Raw genomic sequence first — 21,915 nt, forward strand, 5'->3', positions numbered from 1 at the left:
GCCAACCGGGTGTGGATCACCCGCGAAACCTGTGTAGACTGGCCCGCGTTGCCACCACGCGTGACAACGGCGCCGCCTTAGCTCAGCTGGCCAGAGCAACGCACTCGTAATGCGTAGGTCGCGGGTTCGAATCCCGCAGGCGGCTCTGTAGAAGCCCCAGGACTCACTCGCCGTGACCTGGGGCTTTTGCGTGCGTGGGGTGGAGTGGGGCGGGGATCAGGGGGCGGGCCAGTCGGCCCAGGTGGCGGAGGTCATGGTGACCAGGACGGTGCGGTCGCCCTTGTAGGGGGCTCGACCGTGGCTGGCGAGGATGTTGTCGACGACCATGACGTCGCCCTGTGTCCAGTCGGGGGCGAGGGTGGTGCGGTCGAAGGCGGCGTGGATCTCGGCCAGGGTGTCGGCGTCGATGGGGCTGCCGTCGCCGAAGTAGGCGTTGCGCGGCAGGTTCTGCTCGGGGAAGACGGCGAGGAGGGCCTCGGTGGTCTTCGCGGGCAGTGAGCCGATGTGGAAGAGGTGGGCCTGGTTGAACCAGACGGTCTCGCCGGTCACCGGGTGCCGGGTGAGCGCCGGGCGGACCTGGCTGGTGCGCAGTAGGTCGCCCTCCCACTCCCAGGCGATGCCGTTGTCGCGGCAGTAGGCCTCGATGTGCCCGCGGTCCTCGGTCTGGAAGGCCTCCTGCCAGGAGAGGCCGATGCCGTCGTGGTAGGCACGGGTGTAGCGCACGCCGAGGGCGGAGAACTTCTCGACCAGCTCGGCCGGGAGCTCGGTGAGGACGGTGCGGCTGTCCGCGACCGGGGTCTGGCCGCCGGTGCTCGGGGTGCGGGTGGCGAGGAAGAAGAGGTGGTCCGGCCAGCGCGAGGAGTAGGAGCTCTCGTTGTGCTGGGGGATGCGCTGGTCGGCCGGGTACTCGGTGGAGGTGTAGACGCTGCCGGCGACCCGCGAGCGCGGGGTGGAGCGCTCGGTGTACTCCAGGGCGCCGCCGCCGAGGACGGCGGCCACGCCGGCCAGCTCGTCGGTGGAGGCGACTGCGGCGCCGATGAGCCTCAGCGAGCCGTGGCGCAGGGTCAGTCGGCGTAGTTCGGGGCGGTGGGCGAGCAGCCACTCGCCGCGCTCCGTCCGGTCGGGAACGGTGGCGACGGGCTGCACCGTCCCGCTCTCTTCGAGGAAGGACACTTCAAGGTCCGTACGCGATCTCGTCACGGCGGCTCACCTCGTCTGTGCGGTGGTGTCGGGGATCGGGAACGCTGTCATCTTCGCCGCCTGGCCGCTGCCGGGGACAGGCGATTAAGAGAGGCCCGAAAACGTCTGGCGAACGCGGGGCCGGGGCCGCGGTGGGGCCGCGGACCCGGCGGTGGGCCGAGGGCTACCGGCCGGCCAGGACGGACCGGCCGTGGGGCGCGTTCCGGTGCGGCGCCGTGCCCGGGGGGTGGGCCAGGAGACGGGTGCCGCCGTTCAGCAGGGAACGGCCCAGGGGAGTCACGGTGTGCAGGACGAGGTTGCGGGTGCGACGGGTGGCGATCAGGCCGGCCGCCCGCAGGACCGAGGTGTGCTGGCTGACGGCGGCGTTGGAGACGCCGACGCGGTCGGCGAGTTCGCCGTTGGTGCTGCCGTTGAGCAGGGCCTCCAGCAGGGCGGCCCGGGTCTTGCCGACGAGGCTGGCGAGGGCCTCGCCCTGGGCGGGGTCGAGCGGCCGCTCGGCCTCACGGGTGCCGAGCACGGCGTCCCCGCGGGAGTCCGGGCGTATCGGGAAGACCAGGGCCGGGGCCGGTTCGGCCTTGACCACGGTGGCGTGCGGCGGGACCAGGGCGGGCGCGGTCAGGAACAGCGACGGCGTGATGAGCAGGCCGCGGCCGCTGAGCTCGATGGTCTCGTCCCGGTCGTCCTCGACCTCCAGAACCGGTGCCCGCCAGTGGACGCGCGGGTGCAGGGCCTGGAGCAGCGTCTCGACTCCGGAGGCGCTCATGATCTGCCGGTAGGCGTCGGTGTCGCGGACCAGCCGGGCGTGGATGGCCTGCCAGTACGGGAGGACGGCGATCGTGCCGAACTCCTGGACCAGGCCGTCCGGTCCGGAGGGGAGGTCCTCACCGGTGGTTCGTTCCGGAAGCCGCGGTAACGGGTCGGACGGATCGTCCACCTGCGGTGGCGGAGCGCCGAGTAGATCCCAGATGGTCCGTCCGGAAAGGTCGAAGCGGTGTATCAGACGCTGGAGCTCTTCTCGGCTCCGTACGCTGTTGGTGACTGTCTGATGCCATCTTCGGAAGTAACCACCCGAGTTCTTCGACCAGTTGTCCAAGGCGAACGCCGCCTCGGCCTCGGCTGTCGGTGGTCCGGCGACCCGGACGCGGACGAGGTCCTCCATGGAAAAGACGATGCGGCTCACGAACGTGTTCCCCTTCCCCCGAAGAGAACTCGGCCACGCGGACGTTCGGCCGAAGTTCCCCCTCATTCGACTGGGGGCAATCATCGCCGTTCGCCGGCGCGCCGGGGTATCCCCCGTTCGGGAGATCCGCAGGATCGGGCCAGGGGGTCGCACTCGGTGACAGGAAGGGTGGGGGCGGTGGAGGTGCGGCGAACAGAGGGTGTTCTACCTGGGTGTCGTTCCTATCCCTCACCCCGCTGCATGGTGCCGCCCTCCCAGGCCCAGGCGGCGATCTCGACCCGGTTGCGAACCTTCAACTTCGTCTGGACGCTGGCCAGATGGGACTTGACGGTGGAGAGGGAGATGGCCAGCGTCTCGCCGATCTCCTGGTTGGTGCGGCCGCGGGCGACCAGCCGTGCCACGTCCAGTTCCCGGTCGGTCAGGACGGTCGGGGAGAGCGTCGTCGCGGCGGCCTGGGCCGCCCCGGGCCCGGCGGCGGAGAGCCGCTTGAGCAGCCGCACGGTGACGGCGGGGGAGACCATCGCGTCGCCGGCGGCGACCGCGCGGACCGCCTCGATCAGCAGGGTCGATCCGCTGTCCTTGAGCAGGAAGCCCTGGGCGCCGCCGCGCAGCGCGCCGTAGACGTACTCGTCCAGGTCGAAGGTGGTGACCACGACCACCCGCAGCGGGTCGCTCACCCCGGGGCCGGCCAGCAGCCGGGTGACCTGCAGGCCGTTCAGCCGGGGCATGCTGATGTCGACCAGGCAGACGTCGGGCCTCAGCCGGCGGGCGAGTTCGACGCAGGTGGCGCCGTCGGCGGCCTCGCCGAGCACCTCGATGTCGGGCTGGCTGTCGAGGATCAGCCGGAAGCCGGTGCGGACCATGTCCTGGTCGTCCGCGATGAGCACCTTGATGGTCATGCCGGCATCCTCCGAGTGCTGGGGTCCGTGTTCCTCACGGGGAGCAGGGCCGTCAGCTCCCATCCTCCCGCATCGTCCGGGCGCTCGGTGAGCGTTCCTCCGACCGCCCGGACGCGCTCCTGGAGCCCGAGGAGGCCGAGGTCCTGCTGTCCGAGGTGGGGGACACGCAGACCCTTGCGGGCCGTTCCCCCGCGCGGCGGTCCGCTGCGCACGGTGGCCTCCAGGGTGGACGGGCCGAGGCCTATCCGTACGGTGACCCCGGTGGCGTCCGGGGCGTGCCGGCGCACGTTGCTCAGGCCCTCGGTGATCACCCGGTGCGCGGTGGTGGCGATCTCGGGGGCGAGCCGGGCGGTGAGCGCGGCCTCGTCCAGTTGCAGGTCCACCGAGGCGCCGCCCCGGCGGAAGGACTCCACCATGACGGGTATGTGCGCGATGCCCTGCCCCGAGAGCGGCGAGGCGGCGGCCAGGTCGGTGCCCTCCCGCAACATGGTGACCAACTGCCGCATCGACTCCAGGGATTCGCTGCCGGCCTGCTCGATGTCGTCGAAGATCGGGACGACTTCCTGCGGCGCGGTCTGCCAGATCGCCCGGCCGGCCTGAGCCAGCACGATGATGCCGGTGACGTGGTGGGCGACGAAGTCGTTGAGGTCGTTGGCGAGGTCGATCAGTTCGTCGCGGCGAACCTGTTCCACGGCCCGGAGCCGGCGGGTGTCGGCCGCGCGCAGGTAGCAGCCGAGGGCGATCGCGACGCCGGCGACGATGGCCAGCAGCACGACGGTCAGCACCGTCCCGGACGCGCTGCGGGAGACCCGTGCGGCCAGCCCCAGCAGGGCGATCACCAGGGCGGCGCAGGTGCCGATGACGGCGGCGCGGGCGCGGATGTGCCGGGCGGTGGTGATCAGCAGGAGGCTGAGCGCGAGCAGCTCCATCAGCCCGGGGGAGTCCTGCTCGGTGCCGCGGACGAAGCCCACGGCGGACCAGACCAGCGACCAGAGCGCGGCCGCCCCGGCGCGCAGCTCGGGCCGGCCTCGCGGGCCGAACAGCACCAGGGCGGCCGGGACCAGCCCGGCGAGCGGCAGCAGTGGTCCGGCGGTGTCCAGACTCATGGCCAGGTCCAGCAGCCACAGCACGCCGAACCCGACCGCCAGGGCGGCCCGGGCGGCGCGCGGCAGGGTGGACACCGGCGTCGCCGGGGACGCCTGGTCCGGGGCCGGTTGGGCGAGGAGGTCTCGGAGGCTGGGGAGCCGCACGGGCCGGCCTTTCGGGTCGGTGGAGTCGGACGGTCGATCAGGGAACGGGAGGCCGGAAGGTCGCGGGGGAGCGGGTAGGTCGGGCGGTCGGTGCCGTCGGCTGGACGGGGACGGTCGGAGCGGCGCCCGGACGGGGGTGCCGGGCGCCGCTCGGGCCTGGGGCCGGGGCTGGCCGGGCCTGTCCCGGAGGGCGGTGGTTCAGCGGTTGGCGCGCCGTACGGAGTCCACGCCGAGGGCCAGGGCGGCCAGTAGCACCGCGGCGGCGGCCACCGCGGCCGTGCCCGGGCCCTTGCCCTCCGCCACGCCGAGGAAGTCGACCTCGGGGATGCGGTTGAACATCGCGTACCAGAGCAGCGGGTAGAGCGCCTGGAACAGCCGGGGACCGCGGCTGACGATCCCGCAGAGCATCGCCAGGGCGGGCACCACCAGGGCGCCGACCAGGGCGGCGACCGCCGCGCCGGTGTCGCCGGAGGCGATCAGCCGGACGATCGGCACCGCGGTGACGGCCAGTGCCACGGCGATCCCGGCGAGCAGTCCTGCCAGCAGCCGGCGGCCTGCGGCCGGGCAGGCGGCGAGCAGGTCGTCGATGCTCCCGGCGCCGGCGTGGTTGCCCATCCGGGACCAGATGAGCACCGGCCAGAGCACGGTGAGCGGCAGCACCGGGTGGAGGACGTTCCCGCTCGGGACGAACGCGGCGAGCACGGCCAGGGCCAGCGTGCCCAGCCACCACCAGCGCATGCCCTGGAGCAGGACGCGTACCTCGCCGACCAGTGTGGGCAGGAAGGACGAGCCCATCCGGGGCGGCGTCAACAGGGACGGGTCGAGGCCGAAGGAGGTGCCCGCGCCGGCGGCCGGCTCCTCGGCGTGGTCGGCGTGCTCGGCACCGGTCCGGTCGGCCGCGCCCTTGGCGCCCGGGACCAGCGCGCCGACCGCGCCGATGGCGGCGGACGGGTCGAAGCGGCGGAACCAGAGCACCGACAGCAGCGCGGCCACCAGCGAACCGGCCACCAGCAACGCGGCGTTGGCCAGCAGGCCGCCGCCCAGATCGCCGAGACCGAGGCCCTGCCAGTCGAAGGTGACCGGGGTCTTGTCGTCGGAGGTGAGGCCGACGCCGAAGCGCACCGCCTCGGCCGGGTGCCCGGCCGCCGAGATCGCCCGGCGCATCGACTCGCTGATCCGTTCCATGCTCAGCAGGTCGTACGCGCCGGAGGCCTGGGAAGCCATGATGCCGACCAGCCAGACCACGAACCAGATCAGCGCGCCGACGCCGCCGCGCAGGCCCGGCAGGGTGTCGAAGAGCACCGCGCAGGCCGCGACGAGGGCCAGCAGCGGGAGCGTGATCAGGACGAAGGGCAGCAGCAGGCGCACGACGTCGACGTGGTACGACTCGCCCTTGACCAGCTGCACGCCGAACGCGGTCACCGCGAGGGCGAGCAGCATCGAGCCGAGCACCAGCAGGTTGCTGCAGAACTTGCCGAACAGGTACGAGGGGCGGGTCATCGGCGTGGCCGCGAGGATCTGGCCGACGCCGTTGCGCTCGTCCTTGGGGACGGTGCCGCGGGTGATGTTGAAGCCGGCCAGCGCCAACCAGACAGCGCCGCCGAGCGCGGTGACGGTGCCGACGTAGCCGCTGGTGTACAGGCCCCGGTAGCCGCTGATCTGGAAGACCTGCCAGGTCGAGGAGCCGACCGGGGCGGCCAGCAGGCCCAGGGCGAGCGTGCCGAGCAGGACCACCAGGTAGGCGGGACGGCGTCGGCGCTCCCGGAAGTCGGCGAGGGCGAGCGCGGTGACGGTGCCCGCCATCAGCGCACCACCGCCTGCGGGACGGCCGGAGCCGGGGCGGAGGTCAGCAGCAGGTAGGCGTCGTCGAGCCCCGGCGGGACCGGTTCGGCGTGCTGGGCGGGCGCGTGCGGGGAGATCACCCGGGCGCGGACGCCCTGCGGGGTGCGCGTGGTGCCACCGAGGACGAACCGCGAGCGCAGGGCCGGGATCTGGTCGGAGGCCACGGTGAGCTCCCAGACCGAGCCCTCGGCGAGCCGCAGGAGCTCCTCCGGGGTGCCGTGGTGGATCAGCCGGCCCTTGCCCATGATGGCGATCCGGTCGGCGGTGGCCGCCACGTCGGAGACGATGTGGGTGGAGAGGATCACGATCCGCTCGGAGCCGAGGCCGGTGAGCAGGTTGCTGAACCGCATCCGTTCCTCCGGGTCGAGGCCGACGGTCGGCTCGTCGACGATCAGCAGCTGGGGGTCGTTGAGCAGCGCCTGGGCGATGCCGACCCGCTGGCGCATGCCGCCGGACATCGAACCGAGCCGCTGCTTGGCGGCTCCGGAGAGGTTGACCAGGTCGAGCAGCTCGGTGATCCGGGCGTTCGCGGAACGGCCCTGCAGCCCCTTGGCCGAGGCCAGGTAGGAGAGGAACTCGCGGGCGGTCAGCTGCGGGTAGACGCCGAAGTCCTGTGGCAGGTAGCCGATGGTGCGGCGCAGCGGGCCGGGGTTCTCGGCGATGTCGGTGCCGTTCCAGAACACCCGGCCGGAGGTCGGCTTGGTGACGGTGGCCAGGATCCGCATCAGGCTGGACTTGCCGGCGCCGTTGGAGCCGAGCAGGCCGAGCACGCCGGGGCGCAGGGTCAGCGAGAAGGAGTCCACCGCTCGCTTGCCGCCGCGGTACTCCTTGGTCAGATCGGTGATCTGGAGTTCCATCGCTCAGTCCTTCGTGTTGACGCGGACGACACCGACCTTGGAGGCGACGGTGATGGCGTGGGCGGAGTTCGGGTCCTCGCCGACCTCCACGTGGGGGTTGGACGAGCCGGCCTTGGCCTCGACGTGGTAGCGGGTGCCGTCCTCGGGGACCCGCACGGTGATGCTGCCGGTGTCGGACTCGGCCTTGACCTTGTCGGGCGCCTTGACGAAGGTCAGCTTCACGCTGCCGTTCTCGTTGGCGACGTCCACGTCGGCGGAGGAGAGGCCGCTCGCGTCGACCTTGCCCTTGTCGGTGCGGACGGTGAGCGGCGCGGCGAGGCCGTCGAGGTCCACCGAGCCCTGCTCGGTCTTCACGTCGAGCTTGCCGTCGATGCCCTTGGCGGTGATGCCGGCCGATCCGCTGCCCTGGACGGTCACGGCCACGCCCTTGGGGACGTGCACGGTGTACTGGGCCTTGCAGTTGAGGACGATGCCGCTGCACTTGCCGGACAGCTTGAGGGTCTCGCCCTCCAGCGTCCAGGCGGCGTTGCCGTCCTTCGCGGCCTGGCCGGCGAGCCTGCGGTCGGCCCTGAGGGTGGTGCCGTCGGCGGGCACCAGGGTCACATCCTTGTCGGTGTCCACGGTGAGGTGCGTGCCCTGGAAGCCGAAGTCCTTGGAATCGTTGCGGGGTTGGGCGTCCAGGTCGTCGCTCACACCGCAGCCCGTGAGTGCGATGGCCAGTGCGGAGATCGGGGCCACCCAGGCCAGCTTGGCGGTCGACATTTTCATACCCGTCATGCTCCCGGCGGGGCCGGGGCGGCGACATCCGCCTTTCGGGAGAGATCGGCGGGGCGTCTCGTTCCTTTGGCCGAGGACGCGCTCTCGTTCTTTCGGCCGGGGCGGCACGGATGAACGGACGGGGGTGGACCGGGGGTTCACTATACGAATTCCCCGGGGAAAGAGCGCCCGCCCGGCACGGGCCGGTGAAGGCCGTGCCGGGCGGGCGGGGAAGGGGTGTTCGGAAGCGGTTGTCGCGGGCCGTCGGCTCCGACCTCAGATCAGCACGGTCCGCTTTCCGGTGACGGCGCTGATTCGCCGGGCGTCGCGGGTGAGATTGACCCGCTTGAGCCAGCGGTCGGTGCCGTCGAAGCGGCAGCGGAAGGACTCCCGGCCGTGCACCACCCGGAAGTTGTCGACGAAGACCAGGTCGCCGGGGGCGAGCGAGATCCGCTCCACGTGCTCGCCGAGGACGGCCTGGACGGTCTCCACGGCTTCGGCGGCCGCGTCGTCGCCGGGCAGCGGGCGCATGAAGTCGATGTCGAAGCGCAGGTAGGGGGCGTTCGGGGGGCCGAACAGCACGGCGCCGAGCTGCGAGCCGTCGCCGGCGCTGTCGGGCAGCGAGCCGAGGTTGTGGGAGTCGTCCGGGAGGAACAGGAAGCGCTCCTGGAACAGCACCTCGCGGACGTTCTGAGGCAGGTCGAGTGCCTCGGCGCGGACGTAGGTGGTGCCCACCTGGGTGGGGTTGCGCAGGCACAGCAGGGCCACGTAGTCGCTGCGGCAGGGGTGGAAGACGTCCTCGGTGTGGAAGTTGAGTTCCCTGGTGCTGCTGGCGCTGGTCAGCGAGTTGTCGTCCTCGGGGGTGGGGCAGACGTCGTGGACCAGCCGGCCGGCCTGCTGGCTGGTCCAGCCGAACGGCTCGGCGAGCCCGGCGCCGACCAGGGCCAGCACGCCTTCCTCGTGCCAGCCCGCGCCGAGCTTGGCGGCCGGTTCCCAGCCGAGCGGGGTGGGCTCCAGGTCGGCCCGGACCGGAAGGTTGGAGACCACGGTGATGGCCTCCCCGCCGGTGCGGGTCGCGGCGAGGAAGGTCCGCAGCCGCTCCGGCAGCCGCTGGGCGGCGCCGGTGGCAGCCGCGGACATCCGCGAGGGGTCCTGGTCGCCGTTCAGGGACTCCAGGAATTCATCGGCGAGAACCGCGATCTCGTCGCGCTCTTCATCGTGCAACCGCAGCGTGGACACCGCTTTCCTTTCTTTCGCGTCGGTGCGCCCTGGGGGTTTCCGGTCAGGACGCGGTGGAGCGTGGGCGGAGATCGTTCCAGTTGCTCTCGATGTAATGCAGGCAGTCCTCCCTGGAGTCCGGTCCGTACGTCGACGACCAACCGTCTGGAACGTCGAGGAAATCCGGCCAGAGGCTGTGCTGGTTCGCCTGGTTGACCAAAACCCGGAAGGTGCCTTCGGCATTCTCGAACGGGTTTCCCATTCGTCTCTCCCTGAACTGGTGTGGGGCCGGCACTGGCACCGCTCATGCTGGGAAGCGGTTCGGCGTGCTGACAAGCTCGTTAAGCCAGGCCTTAAATCGGAAAACGGACCCTCCGACTTCGCTTCGCCGAATGCCTGCGGCGGACCGGTAAATCGCGCTGACCTGCGGTTATCGTGCCCTGCTTAAGGAGCTGGAGCCTGCTGTTGGTTCCGGTCGAAACTGATGTCACCTGCCGGAAACCGAACAGGAGGCATCCATGTCGATCACTGAAGTGGCGATACCCGGAGCAAAACTGACATCGGCCGACATCTACAACTCGGCGGTGGCATCCTGGGCAATTGCCGCAGCCTGGGAGGTGGGCGCGCTCGACGAGCTGAACGGCGCCGCCTCTCTGGATGCGGAGGAACTGGCGGAAAAGCTCGGGCTGGATCCGGTCGCGTCCCGCGGGATGTTCCAGGCGCTCGCCTCGGTCGGAGTCGTCACCCGTGATGGCGGCACGATCAGCCCCGGCCCGATCTTCGACGAGGTGAACACCTACCGGTCGTACTTCCACTGGCTCAGCCGGGGCTGCTCCGGTCTTTACACCGAAATGCCCTCGGTGCTCCGAAAAGAGAACCGGGTCGGCTCCTTCTACCACCGGGACGGCGCGGCCATCGGCTACGCCTGCCGCGAGCTGTCCTCGTTCTCGTTCGACCCGGCGTTCTGGGCCGCGATGGACCGGCTGCCGTTCGACTTCAAGGTCGCCGCCGACCTCGGCTGCGGCAGCGGCGAGCGGCTCATCCAGATCGCCAACCGCTACCCGGGCACCCGCGGCCTCGGCCTCGACATCGGCCTCCCGGCCGTCGAGATGACCACCCGTGAGGTGGCCAGGGCCGGCCTGTCCGACCGCATCACCGCTCTCCAGGCGGACGCTCGCGACCTGGCCCCGCATCCCGTCTTCGCGGAGGTCGAGCTGCTCACCTGCTTCATGATGGGCCACGACTTCTGGCCCCGCGAGAACGCCGTCAAGTCGATGCGCACCCTGCGCGAGCGGTTCCCCAACGTGCGCCGCTTCCTGCTGGGCGACACCACCCGCACGGTCGGCTACCCGGACCGCGGGATCCCGCTGTTCAACCTCGGCTTCGAGTCCGCCCACGACCTGATGGGGGTGTACGTGCCCACCCTGGACGAGTGGTACGGGGTCTTCGAGGAGACCGGCTGGAAGCTGGCCGGCGAGCAGCGGATCGAGTCGCCCGCCGCCTCCGTCGTCTTCGAGTTGGAGTGACCCCGACACCATGACGACCACCTCGGCACCCCCCACCAGGAGCGTCGACCCGGCCAGCGCCGGCGGGCTCGGCCGGCTGCTGCACCGACTGATCCGCCGGCACACCGTCCCCGGAGCCCAACTCGCCCTCCTGCACCAGGGCGTGACCTCGGTCGTGACGGCCGGGGAGGAGTGCTACGACAGCGGTCGGCCGGTCACCGCGGAGTCCCGGTTCCCGGTCGGCTCGCTCACCAAGCCGTTCACCGCCGCGCTGCTGACGACCCTGGCGGACGAGGGCGAGGTGGACCCGGACGCCCCGCTCGGCGGGCAGTTCCGCGAGTTCGCGGCGCTGCCCGGGGCGCTCGGGAGCGAACTGACGCTGCGGCACCTGCTCACCCACACCGGCGGACTGCCCGGGAGCCACCCCGCCGAGCAGCCGCCGGCCGACCGCGACCAGTACCTCAGGGAGGCCGCGGCGGCCGTGGTCTGCCCGCCGGGCACGGCCTTCTCCTACTCCAACGTCGGGCTGGTGGCGGCCGGCCGGGTCGCCGAACTGGCCCTCGGCATGCCGTGGGAGGAGGCCGTCACCTCGGTCCTGCTGCGTCCGCTCGGCATCCGCGCGGCCTTCGTCACCGGCTCGGGCGCCGCCGCCGGGCACGTCCCCGGGCACGCCGCGCAGCCGGCGTACGGTACCGCCCGCCCGGTGGCCCAGCTGCTGCCGCCGGTGGAGGCGCCGGCCGGCGCGCTCGCGCTCGCCGCCGCGGACCTGCTGCGGTTCGGCACCCTGCTCGCGGACGAACCGGTGCGCCCGCGAGGGCCGCTGCTGCCGCCGCCCCGGGTCACCGAGACGATGCGCCGGATCGAGCCGAACACCGACGCGTTCGGCCTGGCCGACGCTTGGGGCCTCGGCCTCGCGCACTACCTGGCCCCGGACGGCCGGACCTGGGTCGGTCACGACGGCACCGGCGACGGCACCTCCTGCCACCTGAGGGTCGACCCGCAGGAGGGCACGGTCGTCGCGCTGACCACCAACGCGGGCACCGGACTCGCGCTCTGGGACGACCTGCTGGCCGAACTGGGCGAGGCCGGGATCGAGGTCGGCAGTCACCCGTTCACCCGGCTGCGCGGCGACGCGCCGCCGGCCCCCGACCACCTCCTCGCCGACTGCGCGGGGACCTACCGCAACGGCGCCACCGAGTACCGCCTGGTCCATGACCCGGACGGCCTGCGGCTCGACCAGGGAGGCCGACCGTTCGCCCGGCTCGCCGTCCGGTCGGACCTGGCGTTCTCGGTCGTCGAGCTGACCACCGAGCGGACCGGCTACACCGGCCGCTTCCACCGGGACCCGGACACCGGGCGGATCGACCGCATGCAGGTCGGCGGGCGCCTGGCGGCCCGGTGGTGAGCGGCGGCGCACGGCAGTAACCAGCGTGTTCCGGACTCCCGCGACCCGCGGGAGTCCGAAGCCGTCGTCGGACCGGACGGCCGGGCGGCTGAACGGGCAGAGCAGACCGAAGGGCAGGAGACACGACCATGTCGCACGAGGCGGCTTCCCCGGACGCACGGCTCATCACTGGCACCGACCCGGCGTCGGCGGAGGCGGCGGGGTGGCACGCGGGACCGCCGGCGCCCGCCGCCGGCACCCTGCCCGAGCTGCTGCGCCGGCAGGTCGAGCGGGCCCCGAGGGCGCCCGCCCTGGTGTCCGGGGTCGGCACCCTCTCGTACGCCGAGCTGGACAGCCGGACCAACCGGCTGGCGCACCTGCTGATCGACCGGGGCGTCGGCCCCGGCAGCATCGTGGCGCTCGGCATGGCCCGCGGCGCGGATCTCGTGCTGGCGGCCATCGCCACCACCAAGGCCGGAGCCGCCTACCTGCCGGTCGATCCGGCCTACCCGGCCGAGCGGGTCGCCTACGTCCTCGCCGACGCCTCGCCGCGGCTGCTGCTCACCAACGGCGCCGGTTCGGTCCGGGCCGTCGACGGCCCGCCGGCCGTGCTGGACCTCGCCGACCCGGCCGTCGCCGAGGCGCTGGCGGGCTGCCCGGACACCGACCCGGCCGCGGCCGGGAAGGTCGGGCCGGGACACCCGCTGGACGCCGCGTACGTCATCTACACCTCCGGATCCACCGGGCGCCCCAAGGGCGTGGCCGTGCCCCACCACGGCCTCGCCGCCCTCACCGCCCAGCACGTCGCCCAGCTGGCGGCCGGCCCCGGTTCCCGGGTGCTGCAGTTCGCCAGCCCCAGTTTCGACGCCTCGGTGTTCGAACTCTCCATGGCGCTGCTCACCGGCGGCACGCTGGTCCTGGCCGATGCCGCGCGGCTGGTACCCGGTCCGGCCTTCGCCGACCTGCTGGCCGAACTGCGGATCACCCACGTCACCCTGCCGCCGGCGGTGCTCGCCACCCTGCCGGACGGGGCGGTCCCGGCCGGCGTCACCGTCGTCACGGCCGGCGAGGCCTGCTCCGCCGCGGTCGCGGCCCGTTGGGCGCCCGGCCGGCTGATGGTCAACGGGTACGGGCCGACCGAGTCCACCGTCTGCGCCACCATGAGCGACCCGATCCCCGGGGACGGCACCGCCCCCGACATCGGACGCCCGGTGACCGGCACCCGGGTGCACGTCCTCGACGAGTGGCTGCGGCCGGTCGCCCCCGGCGCCGTCGGCGAGCTGTACGTGGCCGGGGACGGGCTGGCGCTCGGCTACCTGGGCCGCCCCGGTCTGACCGCCGAGCGCTTCGTCGCCGACCCGTACGGACCGGCCGGCGGCCGCCTCTACCGCACCGGCGACCTCGCCGAGTGGACCGCGGACGGCGTGCTGCGCTACCGCGGCCGGACCGACGACCAGGTCAAGATCCGGGGCTTCCGGGTCGAGCTGGGCGAGGTCGAGGCCGCCGTGCTGACCCACCCGGCCGTCGCCGAGGCCGCCGCCGGAGCACCCGAGGACGAGCGCGGCCACCGCCGACTGGTCGTCCACGTTCGCGCGGAGGCGGGCCTGGCCGCGCCCACCCGGGCCGAGCTCGCCGCCCACCTGCGCCGCACCCTGCCCGAGCACCTGCTGCCCTCCGCGGTGGTCCCGGTCGGGCACTTCCCGCTCAACCCCTCCGGAAAGGTGGACCGCGCCGAACTGCCCGCGCCGGACTGGACCGGCCGCGGGGTCGCCCACGTGCCGGCGAACGGCCCGGTCGAGAAGGCCGTGGTCCGGATCTGGGAGGAGGCCCTCGGCACCACCGGTGTCGGGACCACCGACGACTTCTTCGACCTCGGCGGCGACTCGCTGCTGGGCGCCCGCGTCCTGGCCCGGCTGAAGGTGGAGTTCGGCACCGCACCGAGCCTGCGCGAGCTGTTCGCCGCGCCGACCGCGGGCGCGGTCGCCGCCCTGGTCGGACCGGCCGGGCACATCCCCGCCCCGGTCGGGGCCGTCGCGCGCGACGGCGCGCCGCGTGGCCGCGGCGGCACCGTGCCGATGTCCTTCGCCCAGGAGAGCCTCTGGTTCCTCCACGACGCCGCCCCGGCCCTGGCCGGGTACGGCGCCGCGGTCGGCATCGAGCTGGCCGGCGAACTGGACGACGAGGCGCTGCGCGCCGCCTTGGGCGCGGTGCTCGCCCGGCACGAGGTGCTCCGCACCACCTTCCGGGCCGGCGAGCACGGCGGCGTGCAGGTGGTGCACGAGCCCGGCGAGCCCGCGCTCGACGTGGTCGACCTCACCGCGCTGTCGGCCGGGAAGGCGGCGGACGAGCACGAGCGACTGCTCGCCGAGGCGACGGCCCGTCCGTTCGACCTGGTGGCCGGGCCGCTGCTGCGCGCCCTGCTGATCCGTCTGCCCGGGCAGCGGCACGTGCTGGTGCTGGACCAGCACCACATCGTCACCGACGGCTGGTCCACCCGCGCCCTGCTCCGGGAGCTCTTCGAGCTCTACGGCCGGGCCGTGCACGGGCCGCTCGGCCCGGTGGCGCCGGCGCCCGACCAGTTCGCCCGCCACGCCGCCGACCAGCGCGAACGGGCCCGGGCCGGCGCCTGGGACGCCGACATCGCGTACTGGCGCGAGCGGCTCGCGGACCTGCCGCCGCTCGACCTGCCCGCCGACCGGCCGCGCTCGGCGGCCCGCACCGGCGCCGGCGCCCTGCACCGGTTCCGTGTCCCGGCCGAGCTGGCCGCCGGGCTGCGCGCCCTGTCCCGGGCCCGTCGGGCCACCGTCTTCATGACGCTGACCGCCGCCGTGCACGTCCTGCTGGCCCGGCACAGCGGCCAGCGCGACTTCGCGCTCGGCATCGCCACCGCCAGCCGCCGCGACGGCGTGGACGACGACACCCAGGGCTTCTTCGCCAACCTGGTGCCGCTGCGCACCGCGCTTGACCCCGCCCGGCCGTTCGGTGAACTCATCGACGCCGTAAGGGAGTCCACCCTGGTCGCGGTCGAGCACGGCGAGGTGCCGTTCGACCGGCTGGTCGAGGCGCTGCGTCCGGTCCGCGAACCGGGCCGGATGCCGCTGGTGCAGACCGCCGTCACCTACCAGGAACCGCTGCTGCGCCCCGGGGCGGCGGCCGCCGGGCTCGACCTGGCCGAGGCCGAACTCCCGCGATCCTCCTCGCGGTTCGACCTGCTCTTCGAGTTCTGGAACCACGGCGACACGCTCGGCGCCGGCATCGAGTACAGCACCGACCTGTTCACCGCTGCCACGGTCGCCCGGCTGGCGGACCACCTGCTCGGCCTGCTCCGGTCGGCCGTCGCCGACGCCGGCGCGCCCGCCGGGGAGCTCGCCCTGGTCGGCGCGGAGGACGCCGGGGCCCGGCGGGCCCGGGCCGACTGGCACGACACCGAGACCACCTACCCGCGCGAGGCCCGGGTCCACGAGCTGTTCGAGTACGTCGCCCGGCTCCGCCCGGATGCCGTCGCCCTGGTGCACGAGGAGACCGCCGTCCGCTACGGCGAGCTCAACACCCGGGCCAACCGGCTGGCCCGCCGACTCGCAGCCGCCGGGGTCGGGCGCGGCACGCTCGTCCCGGTCTGCGCCCGGCGCTCGCCAGGGATGGTCGTCGGGCTGCTGGCGGTGCTCAAGGCCGGCGGCGCCTACGCGCTGCTCGACACCGGCCTGCCGGTCGAGCGGCTGCGGCTGATGATCGAGGACCTGGCCGCGCCGGTCGCACTCGTCGGGGCCGACGCCGAGGCGACCGTCCGGGCGGCCTGGCCCGCCGCGGGCGACCCGGTCCTGCTGTCGCTCACCGACCCGGCCACCGACGCCGAGGACGACTCCGACCCGGCCGTCCCGGGCAGCGCCGAGGACCCGGCGACGGTGATGTTCACCTCCGGCTCCACCGGTCGGCCCAAGGGCGTGCTGGCGGCCCACCGCGCCACCGTGCGCACCTTCGTCGGCACCGACTACGCCCGGTTCGGGCCGGACGAGGTGGTTCTGCAGTCGGCGCCGATCTCCTGGGACGCGTTCTCCCTGGAGCTGTTCGGTGCGCTGCTGCACGGCGCCCGCTGCGTCCTCCAGCCGGCCCCCACGCCTGAGCCGGAGGCGATCGCCGAGCTCGTCGAGCGGCACGGCGTCACCACCCTGTGGCTGTCCTCCAGCCTGTTCAACGTGATGGCCGAGGAGTACCCGGGCGTCTTCGGGACGCTCCGCCAGGTGCTGACCGGCGGCGAGGCGGTCTCGGTCGAGCACGTCGGCCGGGTGCTGCGCCGCCACCCCGGGCTGCGCCTGGTCAACGGCTACGGACCGGTGGAGTCCATGGTGTTCGCCACCACCCACCGGATCACCGAGCGGGACCTGGAGCGGGCCTCGGTGCCGATCGGCCGCCCGCTGGCCAACACCCGGGTCCACCTGCTGGACCAGGACGGACGGCCGGTGGCGGACGGCGTGCCCGGCGAGCTGTACCTGGCCGGCGACGGCCTGGCGATCGGCTACCTCGGCCGGCCCGAGCTGACCGCCGAGCGGTTCGGCCCCGCGGTCTTCGACCCGGCCGAGCGGCTCTACCGCACCGGCGACCTGGCCCGGATGCTGCCCGAGGGCGTGCTGGAGTTCCTCGGCCGGGCCGACGACCAGGTCAAGGTGCGCGGCTTCCGGATCGAGCCCGGCGAGATCGTCGCCGCCCTGCTGCGGCTGCCGGAGCTGGCCGACGCCGCCGTCCTGGCACTGCCGGACGGCGCGGGCTCCAAGCGCCTGGTCGGCTACCTGGTGCCCCGGGCCGCCGAGCAGCGCCCGGACACCGCCGCGGTGCGCGCCGCGCTGGCGCAGCACCTGCCCTCGTACATGGTGCCGTCCGCCTTCGTCACGCTGCCGGCGCTGCCGCTGAACGCCGCCGGGAAGCTCGACCGGGCCGCCCTGCCGGTGCCCGAGGCCGACGCCGGGCGGGCCTACCTGGCGCCGCGCGACGAGAAGGAGCGGCTGCTCGCGGAGACCTGGGCCCGACTGCTCGGCGTGGAACAGGTCGGTGTCGAGGACAACTTCTTCGAGCTGGGCGGGGACTCCATTCTCACCATGCGGGTCGCCGCCCGGGCCCGCGCCGAGGGGCTCTCCCTGCGCTCCGGCGACGTGATGCGGCATCAGACCGTCGCCGCACTCGCCGCCGTGGCGGTCTGGGCCCGGGACGAGGCGCCCGCCGCCGAACAGGGCCCGGTCGAGGGCGAGCTGCCGCTCACCCCGATCCAGCGCTGGTTCCACGGCACCGACCCGGCCCGGCCCGGGCACTTCGACCAGACCGTCCGGGTCGAACTGGCCCCCGGAGTCGACGAGTCGGCCCTGGAGCGGGCGCTGCGCGCCCTGTTCGCGCAGCACGACGCCCTGCGGCTGCGCTTCACCGGGGCCGTCGGCCACCACGCGCCCGGCCCGGGCGGCCCCCTGCTGCACGTCGTCGATCTGGCCGGCCTGCCGGTCGACGAGCAGGACCGCCGGATCGACGACACGGCCGAGCGGGTCGAGGAGTTCGACCTCGCGGAGGGCCCGCTGTTCGGTGCCACCCTGCTGCGCGGCGACACCGGGCGCCCGGACGTGCTGGTGCTGGCGGCCCACCACCTGGTGGTCGACGGCGTCTCCTGGCGCATCCTGCTGGAGGACCTCGCCGACGCCTACCGGCAGGCCGCGGTCGGCCGGGAGGTGCGGCTCGGCGCCAAGACCACCTCGTTCCGGGCCTGGGCGCTCGACCTCGAAACCCGCACCGCCGCCGGAGAGTTCGAGCCCGAGCGGGCGTACTGGGACGGCGTGCCGGACCCGGCGACGCCCCGGCTGCCGCGCGACCGGGCAGGCTCCAACACCGCGGCTTCGACCCGCACGCTGACCGTCCGGCTGACCGCCGCCGAGACGGACGCGGTGCTCCGGGAGCTCCCGGCCCGCTACCGGGGCGGCCCGGACGACGTCCTGCTGAGCGCGCTCGGCACCGCGCTGGCCGCCTGGACCGGCCTGCCGAAGGTGCTGGTGGACCTGGAGGGCCACGGCCGGACCGAACGGGACGGCACCGACCTGTCCCGCACCGTCGGCTGGTTCACCGCCGTGTACCCCGTCGCCCTCGACCTGCCCGACCCGGCCGCCGGCTGGCCGGCCGTGCTCAAGTCCGTCAAGCAGCGACTGCGGGACGTCCCCGGCGGCGGCCTCGGCCACGGCGCGCTGCGCGACGCGGCCGCCCACCGCACCGAGCGCGACCGCGCGCCCGAGGTGAGCTTCAACTACCTCGGGCGCTTCGAGGAACTGCCCGAGGGCGGCCCGTTCGAGGCGGGCACCCGGCCACGGATGTGGCTGCGGCAGTCCCCGGAGTCGGTCCGTCCCCACCTGCTCGACGTCATCGCCGTCCTCGGCGACGGCGGCGCCCTGGAGCTGCTCTGGCAGTACTCCGACCAGGTGCACGAGGAGGCCACCGTACGGCGCCTCGCCGAGGCCACCGCCGACGCGCTGCGCGCGCTGGCCGCGCACGCGGGCGAACCCGGAGCCGGCGGCCGGACCCCCTCGGACTTCCCGCTGCTGCGGCTGGACCAGGCCGCGGTGGACCGGCTGGCCGGTGACGGCCGAGCGGTGGCGGACCTCTACCCGCTCACCGCGATGCAGGCCGGCATGCTCTTCCACTCGTTGGAGGCCGCCGCCGAGACCGGCGGTCAGGACGCCTACTTCGCCCAGTTCGCCTTCGTGCTGGACGGCGTGGACCGCGTCGACCTGCTGGAACGCGCCTGGCGCAGCACCGTCGACCGAACCCCGGTGCTGCGCACCACGGTCGCCGACACCGGGGCCGGCGGGTTCGTCCAGCGGGTGCTGCGGACCGTCCCCACCCCGCTGACCGTGCTGGACTGGAGCGGACTGGACGAGGCCGGACGGGCCGAGGCGTTGGAACGGCTCTTCGCCGCCGACCGCGCGCTCGGCGTGGACCTGGCCGACGGCCCGCTCACCCGGCTCACCGCGGCCCGGCTGGACAGCGGCTCGTTCCACCTGCTGTGGACCTTCCACCACGCGCTGCTGGACGGCTGGAGCCTCTACCAGGTGCTCTCCGACCTGTTCGCCGAGTACGCGGCGCTGCGCGCCGGCCGGCCGTCCGCCGCCGTCGAGCGGCCGCCGTTCCGCGACTACGTGGCCTGGCAGCTCGCTCGGGACACCGACGAGGCGCAGCGGTACTTCACCGAGCGGCTGGCGAGCCTGACCACCGCCACCCCGCTGCCCTTCGACCGCAGGCCGACCGGCGAGCACCGGGTCAGGTCCTCCGCGCGGCTGCGGGTGGAACTGCCGGCCGAGCTGTCCGCCCGGGTCTACCGGGCCGCGCGGGACCGGCAGGTCACCGTGAACACGGTGGTCCAGGGCGCCTGGGCGCTGCTGCTGTCCCGGCTGTCCGGGCAGGGCGACGTCTGCTTCGGCGCGACCGTCTCCGGCCGCCCCAACGACCTCGACGGCGCGCCGGACATGGTCGGGCTGTTCATCGGCACCCTGCCGGTCCGTGCCCTCGCGGACCCGCGGGCCGAGCTCGGGCCCTGGCTGCGCGAGCTCCAGCAGGAGCAGGTGCGGGCCCGCGTCCACGAGCACCTGCCGCTCACCGCGATCCAGGCCCGCAGCGGGATCGCCGCCCCGGCCAGGCTCTTCGACAGCGTGCTGGTCTTCGAGAACTACCCGGTGGACGACGCCGCGCTCACCGTCGGCGGCCTCGCCCTGCGCGACGTGAGCGCCGACGCCGAGACCACCAACTATCCCGTGGCGGTGGGCGTCTACCCGACCGAGCGGCTGACCTTCTCGTTCGCCTACGACCCCGCCCTGTTCGACGAGCGGACGGTGCGGACCTTCGCCGACCGGCTCGGTCTGCTGCTGGGCGGCATGGCCGAGCCGGAGCGGGACGCACCGACCCGGCTGGTGGACCTGCCCTGGCTGACCGAGGACGAGCTGCGGCGGCACCTGACCGGCCACGACGACACCGCGATCGCCGTGGACCGCACCACCGTGCCGGAGCGGATCGCCGCCCAGGCCCGGCGCACTCCCGCGGCGCTCGCGCTGACCGGCCCCGACGGCCGCCTCGACTACGTCGACCTGGCCGCGCGCTCCGACGCGCTGGCCGCCCGGCTGCGCGCCGCCGGGGTCGGCACCGAGGACGTGGTGGCCGTCGCCATGCGGCCCTCCGTGCTGCTGGTGGTGACCCTGCTCGCGGTGTGGAAGGCCGGCGCCGGATACGTGCCGCTGGACCTCCAGCACCCGGCCCGGCGGCTCGGCGCCCTGCTCGCCGAGTGCGGTCCGGTGCGGCTGCTGGCGGACGCCGAGGGCGCGGCGGCTCTGGACGGCGAGGCGCCGGCCGGCTGCCCGGTCGACCTGGTGGACCTGGTGGACCTGGCGGGCCTGGCCGGCCCGTACGACCACACCGGGGTCGTCCGACCCGCCCCGGCGGACACCGCGTACGTGCTCTACACCTCCGGTTCGACCGGCACCCCCAAGGGCGTGGTCGTCGAGCACGCCTCGCTGGCGCACTACCTGGCCCACGCCGCCGACGCGTATCCGGGCCTGCGCACCTCGGCCCTGCTGCACTCCTCGATCGCCTTCGACCTCACCGTCACCGCGCTGTGGACCCCGCTGACCCAGGGCGGCACGGTCGTGGTGTCCCCGCTGGAGCCGGACGCGCTCGCCGAACTGGCCGCCGCCGGCACCGCGGTGGGTTTCGTCAAGGCGACGCCCAGTCACCTCCCGCTGCTGGAGCGCCTGCCCGACGTGGCGGCCGGCTCGGCCGACCTGGTGGTCGGCGGCGAGCAGTTGCCCGGCGAGAGCCTCGCCGGCTGGCGGGCCCGGCACCCCGGCAGCGCGGTGATCAACGAGTACGGGCCGACCGAGGCGACCGTGGGCTGCATCGTGTACCGGGCCGAGCCCGGGCAGCCGCTCGCCCCGGGCGCCGTCCCGATCGGCCGGCCGATCCGCAACACCCGGGTCCACCTGCTCGACGGCACGCTGCGCCCGGTGCCCGACGGCGTCACCGGCGAGCTGTACCTCGGCGGCGACGGCCTGGCCCGCGGCTACCGGGGCCGTCCGGCGCTGACCGCCGAGCGGTTCGTCGCCGCCCCGTTCGGTGCGCCCGGCGGACGGCTCTACCGCACCGGCGACCTGGCCCGGCGCCGCGCCGACGGCGTGATCGAGTACCTGGGCAGGGTCGACGATCAGGTGAAGGTGCGGGGCTTCCGGATCGAACTCGGCGAGGTGGAGAGCGCGTTGACCCGCCACCCGGGCGTCGCCGCGGCCGCTGCCACGGTCGCCGACGGGGTGCTCGGCGGGCACGTGGTGACCACCGGCGGCCCGGACGCGCCGGACGCGGCCGAGCTGCGCCGCTTCCTGGCCGGGCTGCTGCCCGAGCACATGGTCCCGGCGGGCTTCGTCTTCGTCCCGGCGCTGCCCCTCACCCCCAACGGCAAGGTCGACCGGGCGGCGCTCGGCCGACCCGCGGAACGGCCCGCCGAGCCCGCGGCACCGGAACCGCGGGAGCTGCTGACGCCCACCGAGCAGGCCCTGGCGGGCATCTGGTCGGACGTCCTGGAGGTGGCGCAGGTCGGCCCGGACGACGACTTCATCGGCCTGGGCGGGGACTCCATCCGGAGCCTGGGCGTGATGGCGAGCGTCCGCAGGGCGTTCGGGATCTCCCTGTCGCCGCGGGAGGTCATGACGGCCCGGACCGTCTCCGAGCTGGCGGCGCTCATCGAGGACAAGGTCCTGGCGGACATCCTGGCCGCCGAGGGACTGGCGGACACCGGCACGAGCAGCGAGGCATGAGGAGCA

The 21,915-nt window shown here is 74.0% G+C and carries 12 protein-coding genes and 1 tRNA gene; 4 read left to right on the plus strand and 9 right to left on the minus strand.

Annotation, left to right across the window (positions count from 1 at the left end):
- Positions 1-71 precede the first annotated feature (71 nt).
- Positions 72-145, plus strand: a tRNA-Thr gene (locus tag AC07AL_RS10495).
- Between the two features lie 71 nt (positions 146-216).
- Here AC07AL_RS10495 and AC07AL_RS10500 read toward each other — a convergent pair.
- From AC07AL_RS10500 to AC07AL_RS10540, 9 genes are all read right to left on the minus strand, one after another.
- Positions 217-1,173 (minus strand): TauD/TfdA family dioxygenase, encoded by a 957-nt coding sequence (locus AC07AL_RS10500; RefSeq protein WP_400326951.1) that lies wholly within the window; start codon positions 1,171-1,173, stop codon positions 217-219.
- 190 nt (positions 1,174-1,363) lie between these two features.
- A complete protein-coding gene (locus AC07AL_RS10505; protein ID WP_478317318.1) occupies positions 1,364-2,359 on the minus strand; it encodes an ArsR/SmtB family transcription factor in 996 nt (331 codons plus the stop codon).
- 242 nt (positions 2,360-2,601) lie between these two features.
- Positions 2,602-3,279: a response regulator transcription factor gene (locus tag AC07AL_RS10510; protein WP_363623107.1), complete on the minus strand. Its 678-nt coding sequence runs from the start codon at positions 3,277-3,279 to the stop codon at positions 2,602-2,604.
- Entirely contained in the window at positions 3,276-4,529 is a 1,254-nt protein-coding gene (locus AC07AL_RS10515) for a sensor histidine kinase (RefSeq protein ID WP_478317319.1), read from the minus strand. Before AC07AL_RS10515 ends, AC07AL_RS10510 begins: the two co-directional genes overlap by 4 nt.
- Positions 4,530-4,727: 198 nt before the next feature.
- Complete coding sequence (locus AC07AL_RS10520; RefSeq protein WP_478317320.1) at positions 4,728-6,332, minus strand: ABC transporter permease; 1,605 nt, start codon at positions 6,330-6,332, stop codon at positions 4,728-4,730.
- Positions 6,332-7,228 (minus strand): ABC transporter ATP-binding protein, encoded by an 897-nt coding sequence (locus AC07AL_RS10525; protein ID WP_363623113.1) that lies wholly within the window; start codon positions 7,226-7,228, stop codon positions 6,332-6,334. The genes AC07AL_RS10520 and AC07AL_RS10525 overlap by 1 nt, the downstream gene beginning before the upstream one ends.
- A 3-nt stretch (positions 7,229-7,231) precedes the next feature.
- The gene (locus tag AC07AL_RS10530) at positions 7,232-7,996 is read right to left on the minus strand and encodes a DUF4097 family beta strand repeat-containing protein (RefSeq protein ID WP_400326935.1); all 765 of its coding nucleotides are present in this window, start codon (positions 7,994-7,996) and stop codon (positions 7,232-7,234) included.
- Positions 7,997-8,260: 264 nt separating this feature from the next.
- Positions 8,261-9,223, minus strand: coding sequence for a TauD/TfdA family dioxygenase (locus AC07AL_RS10535; RefSeq protein ID WP_400986189.1), 963 nt, complete (start codon positions 9,221-9,223; stop codon positions 8,261-8,263).
- 43 nt (positions 9,224-9,266) lie between these two features.
- Positions 9,267-9,464 (minus strand): MbtH family protein, encoded by a 198-nt coding sequence (locus AC07AL_RS10540; protein ID WP_400803893.1) that lies wholly within the window; start codon positions 9,462-9,464, stop codon positions 9,267-9,269.
- Positions 9,465-9,720: 256 nt separating this feature from the next.
- Here AC07AL_RS10540 and AC07AL_RS10545 point away from each other — a divergent pair, with 256 nt between their 5' ends.
- The 3 genes from AC07AL_RS10545 to AC07AL_RS10555 all read left to right on the plus strand — a co-directional run bounded on the left by AC07AL_RS10545 (position 9,721) and on the right by AC07AL_RS10555 (position 21,909).
- A complete protein-coding gene (locus AC07AL_RS10545) occupies positions 9,721-10,728 on the plus strand; it encodes an SAM-dependent methyltransferase (protein ID WP_363623121.1) in 1,008 nt (335 codons plus the stop codon).
- A gap of 10 nt (positions 10,729-10,738) precedes the next feature.
- Positions 10,739-12,112: a serine hydrolase domain-containing protein gene (locus AC07AL_RS10550; protein WP_400986190.1), complete on the plus strand. Its 1,374-nt coding sequence runs from the start codon at positions 10,739-10,741 to the stop codon at positions 12,110-12,112.
- Between the two features lie 128 nt (positions 12,113-12,240).
- On the plus strand, positions 12,241-21,909 hold the full coding sequence (locus tag AC07AL_RS10555) for an amino acid adenylation domain-containing protein (protein ID WP_478317321.1): 9,669 nt from the start codon (positions 12,241-12,243) through the stop codon (positions 21,907-21,909).
- Positions 21,910-21,915: the final 6 nt, after the last annotated feature.

Source organism: Kitasatospora sp. NPDC043949 (genome assembly GCF_056435365.1).